We start from the raw sequence: 7,277 nt of genomic DNA on the forward strand, positions 1-7,277 counted from the left end.
CTTGGGCAGAGGCTGACATATGGCGAGCGTCTTTGAGTTTCATGGCACACTCCAGACTTAGCTACTTTTTTATGTTAACTAATCCCTGCTCTGGTTAGTAATTGTTGCTTGTTCCGAGTCGGGGTCAACAAGTGGGCTACGTGTATTAGCGGAGAGTAAGGCGTTATTGTCTAATCGAATAGAGAGAGCATTTAATCTCATATCACCTGCGGTTCCTGTTCCAGAACTCTCCACGCCTACGGTAGCTTCATCTGCCACGAGTAAATGATTGGTGTTAATCGTCAAATCACCTGCATCTCCTGTCGAATCTCGCGTTGCGGCAGCAAATAAGACACTATAAATTTGACCATCAGCACTTGTACCAATCAGTTTTACATCGTTAGCATTAACGGTTAAACTTCCGCCCTTGCCCGCACCAAATGTACCAGCACCTACCTGCGCTCCATCTGCCACGAGTAAGTTATTAGTGTCAATTGTCAAATTGCCTGCATCTCCAGTTGAGTTTGGCTGTGCGGCAGAATTTAAGCCACTAGGAGCCTGACCGTCAGCACTTGTACCGATCGCTTGTACTTCGTCAGCACTAATGCTGATATTCCCCCCCCTGCCCGTACCCCATGTACCAGCACTGACCTGCGCTCCGTCGCGTACGAGCAAGGTGTGAGTGTTAATCGTCAAATCGCCTGCATCTCCAGTTGAGTTTGGCTCTGCCGAAGAACCCAAGGCACTAGAACCCAAGGCACTACTTCCAATCAGTTGCACGTCATCAGCATTAATAGTTAAATTTCCCCCCTTACCCGTGCTAAACGTAGAACTACTTACTTGTGACCCACTCTCAAGCCGCAAGCTGCTGGCACTGATATTGACATTACCTCCCTGTCCTCTTGCTTCTGGTAGTATCTGATTACCAATTGAACTCTGGTTCTTAAGATTCACTGCTTCCGTTGCATCAATCTCAATATTTCCTGCTTGAGTGAGATCGTCACCCAGTCCGCTTGCTATTCCTGCAAATAGAAAACTCCTTTCGGTCATCTCTAGATTCCGAGCAGTAATCGCGATACTTCCACCATCACCAGCAGTCACTTCTACTGGAGCGCCATTGCTCAAGAAAACATCACTTCTTTCTATACCATCGGGAAAACTCAAACTCAGATTATCGCCACCCCCATTCAACCCAATTGTTCCCGCACCAGCTAACCCACCTAACTCAACTCGCCCACCAAAAGCAGACAATCCGCCACCATCTACATTTATATCCCCGCCTACCAACAGCAAACTGTTACCGTCTGGGACGCGCAAACCCGTGGCTGTAAATTCAACAGATGGATTTAAACCAGCATCAGCAACTGAGTTATTTTGAATCGCGGCGGTACGAATTTGATGAAATAGTAAAGCGTTAGGATTGATCGTCAGTACTCCAGGAGTATTCAGATTTGTGGCGCTGAAAACGCCTTGCTCTCCAAAGCCGATTGCACTAGCCGTACTTCCGACAAACGATCCCCCTACATCCAGCCGCGCATTTGCGCCGAAAATAATGCCATTGGGATTGAGCAAAAATAGATTGGCATTGCCCGCTACACCCAACGTTCCGAGAATATTGGACGGGTTAGCCCCTGTAACTCTCGTTAAAATATTCTCTATCCCAGCCGGATTGGTGAAAACGGCAGCTCGTCGATCCTCGACATTAAATTCTTGAAAACTGTGAAACAGGTTAGCGCCTCTAGTCGCACCACCAGCGATCGCATCCACATCTCCTATCGATGTGACGGTAGAATTTTCCCCGCCCATCGTATTATCGGGCGTAATCTGGGCGCTAGCACTGCCACAATAGCAGGCTAGTGCTACTCCTGTTGCTAGAAAACTTACTCTTCCTAATTTCTCACTCCATTTGACACAGATTGCTCTCATCAAGTCAACTTACCTATTTCAAATCACAGTAGTTGCGCGAACTAAAGCCAGCTCTCAGTAACATTTCTTTAAATAAATGACTTTGTAAAACGACTCTATTTCTCTCTAGTTTTTACCGCGAAAGTAGCACTGCACAAAGCTTCAGTCGCCATTGTCGAACTCGCGGACAAATTTTTTTTGTCTAAGATTTAAGTTTGGCATAAAATCGCCGAAAAAAACGAGAGAAGTAATATAGAAGCTTGCTTAAAATTGCCAATGAATCAAACCTTGTTTGACCAACCAGATGAGCCGCTCCAGCAGCTAGCATTGACTGCCCAACAGCACCCACCACTAACACTAGAGCGACAGATGGCTATAGGGCAGCTAGTCCAAGCAATTTTGAGATCGGGTAAGCTTTGTCGCCCGCAACGCGGTAATTTCTCATCTCATTATGAAGAAATTTATCAGGAGGCAAAACAAGACCTGTTGTTATATATTTGCGAAAATATCGATAAGTACGATCCAGAACGCGGAGATGTAATGACATGGTGTAATTTTCTGCTCCAACGACGATTTTTTCCAGAAGCAATTCCCAAAGTGCTAGATAGCCGCGATATTCAGAAGCTACCCTTATCTGAATTAGCTCGTCTTGCTGCACCGGAAGAAATGCCAGACCTAAAAGAAATTATCAATAGCTGTATAGAATCAGACCCAGAAAATTCATATCAAAAAACTTACATCGAAAATTATCCAGAAGCTAATTTCTCCGCTTTAGTAAAGCTACGACTTGAATCGAAGTCTTGGCAGGAAATTTCCGCAAGTTTTGGCATAAAAATTTCCACTCTCAGCAGTTTTTATCAGCGCTGTTTAACCAAGTTCGCCCCAAAAATTCAAGAGCATCTTCGAGAAAATCTCGAAGAAATTTAATCTCTACCACAGCAGCATAGCCATGACGAAAGAATTATTAGTAGTTTCAACTTTCAAAGTTCCTCTAAGTGTAGAAGCTTACCACATTGCCGAACAGTTTTGGCAACAACATCGCGATCGCGCCAAAGCAAAACAAGTATATTTGAATACTCTAGCAGTATCTGCGGTTGATTTCTACCTGCGTTGCCTGGGAGTAAAGACCGATTGGGCGGCTAGTTGCAGTCGTAATCTAGTATTTCAAACACTGATGGATGTTGCCGATCTAGAAATTCCTCACTTGGGTAAGCTAGAGTGTCGTCCGGTGCTGCCTCAAGCAGATGTTATCTACATCCCGCCGGAGGTTTGGTCAGAGCGGATTGGCTACGTAGCCGTACAGCTTGACGATTCGCTACAAGAAGTCACATTGCTGGGATTTACTACCACAGTTCCAGAAAATGGCGAAGTGGCGATCTCGCAGTTGCAAGCGATCGCCGATTTACCAGTATTGCTACAGCAAATTGGGCAAACAAAACCAAGTAAATTACAGGTACTAAGCCGATGGTTTGAGAAACAGTTTGAAAACGGTTGGCAGTCTTTAGAAACACTATTAGCTACAGACCATCAGACTCTAGCCTTCAGACATAACCATACCTCCCAGCTATCTGAGAATAGCGTCAAAGGAGTCAAGCTGCTCGATTTAGGTCTACAAATCGGCAACCAATTCCTCGCATTATTGATCGCGATCGCGCCCCAAAGCGATCGGCAAGTCGATATCATAGTACAAGTACATCCAACGGGTAGTGAAAATTACTTACCACCAGCTCTTGGTTTAGCTTTACTGAGTGAATCTGGAAACATGTTGCAATCAGCGGTATCTCGTCCCTGTCAAGACAACTACATTCAACTGAGACGGTTTTGGGGTAAACCAGGAGAATGTTTTAAAATTCAAGTAGCTTACGGCGAGATCGTCGTGACGGAAAACTTTATCATCTAATTGCTTTTTGTCAGAGGTAATGAGTAAGTTAGTCGTCTTAAGCTTGGGCAATGGTGAGTTACATCACGGTTTTTCTACCGTCACAGCAAAGCTTAGGGAAGAAGGCGATGCTCATTATATGCAGTTTTATGGTAGTTTACCAGCAGCGCCAGAGATTATAGAACTCTATAGAAATTGGCAGTTGGTGTACTTAGCACTTTGTCAACGTTTGGAGCTAAATTCTCGACTCGAAATCGCAGATGGAGGGACAACTAATGTTTCAGAAATTGAGTTTAAAGATTTATGCCAGCAGTTGTCAGGTAAAATTAATAGCTGGCTAAACTTTGAACCTTTTCGTCATATCGAGCGGCAATTACGCACGCAATTAGACCCAGCCGAAGAAATTCGCGTCATTATTGAAACTAACGATCGCCTGCTACAACAACTGCCCTGGCATTTGTGGAAGTTCTGTGAAGACTACCCGAAAGCAGAAATCGCTCTAAGTGGTTTAGAGTACAAACGAAAAAAGAGAGTGCTAGCAAAAACACTCAAAGCTAAAGTGAGAATTTTAGCAATTTTTGGCAATAGCAAAGGACTCAATTTAAAGCAAGATCGGTTGATTTTAGAGCAGTTAACTGAAGCAGAGATTGGGTTTTTAGAAGAGCCGTCCCCAGAAGAATTACACGATTGTTTAAGGCAGAACTGGGATATTCTCTTTTTTGCGGGTCATAGTTCTAGTCAAGAACAAGGCTCGATCCAGCTAAATCAGACAGATAGCTTAACACTCGACCGATTAAAATATACCCTCAGAAAAGCGATTGGGAATGGTTTAAAACTAGCAATTTTCAACTCCTGCGATGGTTTAGGCTTGGCGCGATCGCTCGCAGAGTTGGATATTCCTCAAGTCATTGTCATGCGGGAACCGATCGCGGACGCAGTGGCGCATGAGTTTCTCAAGTATTTTCTCTCGGCTTTTTCGGGGGGACAAACACTGTATACTGCCGTGCGAGAGGCAAGAGAAAGACTAGAAAAATTAGAGAGCAAATATCCTTGTGCGACATGGCTACCTACGATCTATCAAAATCAAGCCGAACCACTGACGGCTTGGAGAGATTGGTACGCTCCACAGGAAGTTAGTTCTGTGGTTGAGAGAGATCGAGCGATTGGCGCGATCGCACATAAATTGGGAAGAGTACTCTTGACAAGTGTAGCGATCTCCGGTCTGGTGGTAGGAGTCCGGCAATTAGGTATGCTACAAACCTGGGAGTTACAAGCTTTCGATCTGGGTTTGCGTCTGCGATCGCGTGAAGCACCAGATCCGCGCCTCCTGATCGTGAAAGTTACCGAAGCAGACGTGCAGAAACAAAAGCTAAAGGAGAAGCGAAGTCTATCAGATGCCGCACTCGCACGGCTACTAGAAAAGCTGCGACCGCACCAGCCGCAAGTTATCGGATTAGATATCTACCGCGATTTTCCAGTAGAACCTAACCAGAAGAAATTAAAAAATTATTTGCAGGACGAACGCTTCATTGCTGTATGCGAAGTTGAGCGGGCAAAAGAAGATTATCCAGGCGAGGACGATTATCCAGGTATTGGTTCTCCGCCGGAGATCCCAAAAAACCGCCTCGGCTTTAGCGATCTCCCAGTCGATAGCGATCGCGTCATTCGTCGCCAGCTACTATTTATGGATATCAACCCTAAGTCTGCTTGTGCAACGAAGGTATCTTTCAGTTTCCAAGTAGCGCAAACTTATCTAGCTGCCAAAGGCATTCAACCTCAACGAATCGAGCAAAAAAAATGGCAACTAGGCAATGTTATTTTTAGGCAACTCGAATCTGAGACTGGTGGCTACCGTCAGTTGGATGCACTCGGTTACCAAATCTTACTCAACTACCGCGCCGCCGATCCATCTGCCCAGCAAGTCACTCTCTCCGAGATCTTCAGCGGCTCGCTTGATGCAGAACTACCTAAATTAGTTAAGGAACGGATCGTTCTCATTGGCACTACAGCCAAAAGTTTTAAAGATTATCATCCCACGCCCTACAGTAGCGATACCGAGCCTAGGGAAATGCCTGGAGTCGCAATCCACGCTCACATGGTGAGTCAAATTCTGAGTGCGGTTTTGGACGACCGCCCCTTGCTATGGTGGTTGCCACTGTGGGCTGAAAATCTTTGGGTGTGGGGCTGGGCGTTAGTGGGAAGCGTGCTGGGCTGGCGATGGCGATCTCCCCTCCTGCTAGGGTTAGCGATCGCTACTGCCCTTGGTATTCTGTCTGGACTTTGTTTTGTGGTTTTGCTTAAAGGAGGCTGGCTGCCGCTAATTCCGGCTGCAATCGCCAGCGCGATCGCAACTGTAGTAACTTATAAAATTACCCAACCCGAACGCAAGTATTAAATTATTGTGCATTGAAACCGTCATGCTGAAGTTACCTCAACTACCAATCGCGATCGCCATTGCTATTACTTGGGAATTTGCCAGTTATTCAAGTTACCCCAAGCAAGTTTTAGCGCAGTCACAAAGACCAACAAACAACGTTTCTACATTGAAGCAAGCGCGTCAGCAAGAACCCGACTTTTCTGGTTATGGCAGACCAGGACGCAGAACTGGAGGAGGAAGCCGCAGCCCATGCCCACCTATCGATCCGCCGCTAACTGCCTTGATCCCCGAAACTAATTTAGGCAAAACAGTTGCCGAGCGTCCGAGTTTTTGGTTTTTTGTGCCTTATTCTCCCCGACAAGCACCATCTGGAGAATTTGTGTTGCAGTCAGAACAGGGGAATGACGTTTATCGGACTGCTGTAACGCTGCCTCAAACGCCAGGGATTGTTAGCATAAGCATCCCATCAACAGTCATACCTCTAGAAATCAACAAGTCATATCGCTGGTACTTCAAGCTTTATTGCGAACCGCAGCAAGGATCTACTCCGATTTTTGTTGAAGGGTGGGTACAACGGGTAGCACTGACTCCTACACTCAAGAGTCAGTTACTTGCCGCGAAAGCACGGGATTATGCTGTTTATGCCACCAACGGCATTTGGTACGATGCTTTAGCTCATCTAGCCCAACTGCGTCGTACCAATGGAGTGAATGCTCAGATCGATCTGGAGTGGGCTGGCTTATTAAATGCAAAAGGTGTTGGTTTAGAACAACTTCGGCAACAGCCAATAGTTGGTAGTGCTGAATTAAGATACGAACTCAGAAGTCAAAATTCACGCATTTAGAAGTAAAAAAGGTATTGTCAACTTGAGATCGGATAATAGAATATGGCGTTTCTATCCCAGACTTGCCGTTGCTCGTCAGGCTTTAAGCTGGCTAAAGACTTAATTTGCTCCAACCTAGTGGGACTTTGTAGAAAAGTAAGAAAAAATAGAGATACAATACAGTCACCGAGGTAGTTTTACGTCAGTCTCAACAGGAGCAGCGTAAATGAAAGATCAAGTAAGTGCAGCGATGCCAGCATGTTTTGATAACTGGTGTCGTCGGTTCGACGATATATTTTCTCGCCAAAAGCAGA

At 45.5% G+C, this 7,277-nt stretch carries 5 protein-coding genes; 4 read left to right on the forward strand and 1 reads right to left on the reverse strand.

Annotated elements, in window-relative coordinates:
* Positions 1 to 78: 78 nt before the first annotated feature.
* Positions 79 to 1,905 carry a filamentous hemagglutinin N-terminal domain-containing protein gene (locus H6G17_RS31685; protein ID WP_192162635.1) on the reverse strand — a complete coding sequence of 609 codons (1,827 nt, stop codon included), beginning with the start codon at positions 1,903 to 1,905 and terminating at the stop codon, positions 79 to 81.
* Between the two features lie 255 nt (positions 1,906 to 2,160).
* Here H6G17_RS31685 and H6G17_RS31690 point away from each other — a divergent pair, with 255 nt between their 5' ends.
* The 4 genes from H6G17_RS31690 to H6G17_RS31705 are packed head-to-tail and all read left to right on the forward strand — an operon-like array spanning position 2,161 to position 6,984.
* Entirely contained in the window at positions 2,161 to 2,811 is a 651-nt protein-coding gene (locus H6G17_RS31690) for a sigma-70 family RNA polymerase sigma factor (protein ID WP_192162637.1), read from the forward strand.
* A gap of 22 nt (positions 2,812 to 2,833) precedes the next feature.
* A complete protein-coding gene (locus tag H6G17_RS31695; RefSeq protein ID WP_192162639.1) occupies positions 2,834 to 3,784 on the forward strand; it encodes a DUF1822 family protein in 951 nt (316 codons plus the stop codon).
* 19 nt (positions 3,785 to 3,803) lie between these two features.
* Positions 3,804 to 6,158, forward strand: coding sequence for a CHASE2 domain-containing protein (locus tag H6G17_RS31700; protein WP_192162641.1), 2,355 nt, complete (start codon positions 3,804 to 3,806; stop codon positions 6,156 to 6,158).
* A gap of 22 nt (positions 6,159 to 6,180) precedes the next feature.
* Positions 6,181 to 6,984 (forward strand): DUF928 domain-containing protein, encoded by an 804-nt coding sequence (locus tag H6G17_RS31705; protein WP_192162642.1) that lies wholly within the window; start codon positions 6,181 to 6,183, stop codon positions 6,982 to 6,984.
* Positions 6,985 to 7,277 lie beyond the last annotated feature (293 nt).

This window comes from Chroococcidiopsis sp. [FACHB-1243] (genome assembly GCF_014696895.1).
Classification (GTDB): Bacteria; Cyanobacteriota; Cyanobacteriia; order Cyanobacteriales; family Chroococcidiopsidaceae; genus Chroococcidiopsis.